Origin of the sequence: Salinivibrio sp. IB574 (assembly GCF_001996205.1) — a bacterium.
GTDB classification, from domain to species: Bacteria; Pseudomonadota; Gammaproteobacteria; order Enterobacterales; family Vibrionaceae; genus Salinivibrio; species Salinivibrio proteolyticus.
This window is the reverse complement of record NZ_MUFN01000069.1, coordinates 1-1563: the sequence shown is the minus strand read 5'-3', so window position 1 is coordinate 1563 and position 1563 is coordinate 1. Positions and strand designations below refer to the sequence as shown.

Sequence of the window (1563 nt, the reverse complement as noted above, 5' to 3'; positions counted from 1 at the left end):
ATCTGGGCTTATCGCAAGTTAATACGTCCTTCATCGCCTCTGACTGCCAAGGCATCCACCGTCTACGCTTAATCACTTAACCATACAACCCCAAAAGGTCTTTTTGCTCGATCTTTCTCTTTTATACGGCCTCTTGCTCACCGTTTGCTCGGTCACGTAACACGTTACGCTCCCTGCGACAAACGCCTCGCGCGAGATTGTCTAAAAAAGAAATCTGCGTCGCAAAACCACTGAGTGTTGAATCATCAACTAATTAAGGTTTTGTTTTTGCCGGACTCAAAATAGAGACTTTGCTTATCACTAAGACAAAGCCCAAGCACACTTGATTGTGTGAGTGACATTTCTGTCACTGATTGAGAACTTTACTGTCATTAAGCACACTTGATGAGTGTTGAATCATCAACTAATTAAGGTTTTGTTTTTGCCGGACTCAAAATAGAGACTTTGCTTATCACTAAGACAAAGCCCAAGCACACTTGATTGTGTGAGTGACATTTCTGTCACTGATTGAGAACTTTACTGTCATTCTTTAAGAATGACTTGTCAGCTTTCCAGATTGTTAAAGAGCATGTGTGTCTATCATAAAGACAAACCACTTTATTATTTGCTTTCAGACACAGCATTTCGCAACAGGAGATAACTGCTGTGAAAAACGAATAATAAAGTGGTGGAGCTATGCGGGATCGAACCGCAGACCTCCTGCGTGCAAAGCAGGCGCTCTCCCAGCTGAGCTATAGCCCCAATATAATATGGCTTTTCTCTTTGAAAGAGAAATGGTGGGCGATACCGGGCTCGAACCAGTGACCCCCTCCTTGTAAGGGAGGTGCTCTCCCAACTGAGCTAATCGCCCATCCTTCAGACTTGGTGGAGCTAGGCGGGATCGAACCGCCGACCTCTTGCATGCCATGCAAGCGCTCTCCCAGCTGAGCTATAGCCCCGCGTCTGAGAAATGGTGGGTTGTACAGGATTCGAACCTGTGACCAATTGATTAAAAGTCAACTGCTCTACCAACTGAGCTAACAACCCAAGTGGCGTCCCATAGGGGAGTCGAACCCCTGTTACCGCCGTGAAAGGGCGGTGTCCTAGGCCTCTAGACGAATGGGGTGGTGGGTTGTACAGGATTCGAACCTGTGACCAATTGATTAAAAGTCAACTGCTCTACCAACTGAGCTAACAACCCAAGTGGCGTCCCATAGGGGAGTCGAACCCCTGTTACCGCCGTGAAAGGGCGGTGTCCTAGGCCTCTAGACGAATGGGACGCATCGATATGTTTGGGAACATATCCTCTTYAATACTTCAACCTATACAATCTGTGTGAACACTCGCAAGAATAGCGTCAGTAAGGAGGTGATCCAGCCCCAGGTTCCCCTAGGGCTACCTTGTTACGACTTCACCCCAGTCATGAACCACACCGTGGTAAACGCCCTCCCGAAGGTTAAGCTATCTACTTCTGGTGCAGCCCACTCCCATGGTGTGACGGGCGGTGTGTACAAGGCCCGGGAACTACTTCTGGTGCAGCCCACTCCCATGGTGTGACGGGCGGTGTGTACAAGGCCCGGGAAC

The 1563-nt window shown here is 48.6% G+C and carries 6 tRNA genes and 1 rRNA gene; all 7 read right to left on the bottom strand.

What is annotated here, in order from left to right:
- Positions 1-665 precede the first annotated feature (665 nt).
- Positions 666-741 (bottom strand) — tRNA-Ala (locus tag BZJ17_RS17000).
- A 33-nt stretch (positions 742-774) separates the two neighbouring features.
- A tRNA-Val gene (locus tag BZJ17_RS16995) sits at positions 775-850 on the bottom strand.
- Between the two features lie 12 nt (positions 851-862).
- Positions 863-938, bottom strand: a tRNA-Ala gene (locus tag BZJ17_RS16990).
- A 12-nt stretch (positions 939-950) separates the two neighbouring features.
- Positions 951-1026 (bottom strand) — tRNA-Lys (locus tag BZJ17_RS16985).
- A 78-nt stretch (positions 1027-1104) separates the two neighbouring features.
- Positions 1105-1180 (bottom strand) — tRNA-Lys (locus BZJ17_RS16975).
- Between the two features lie 3 nt (positions 1181-1183).
- Positions 1184-1259: transfer RNA gene (locus tag BZJ17_RS16970), tRNA-Glu, on the bottom strand.
- An 81-nt stretch (positions 1260-1340) separates the two neighbouring features.
- Positions 1341-1563 (bottom strand): 16S ribosomal RNA (locus tag BZJ17_RS16965); the annotation flags it as partial.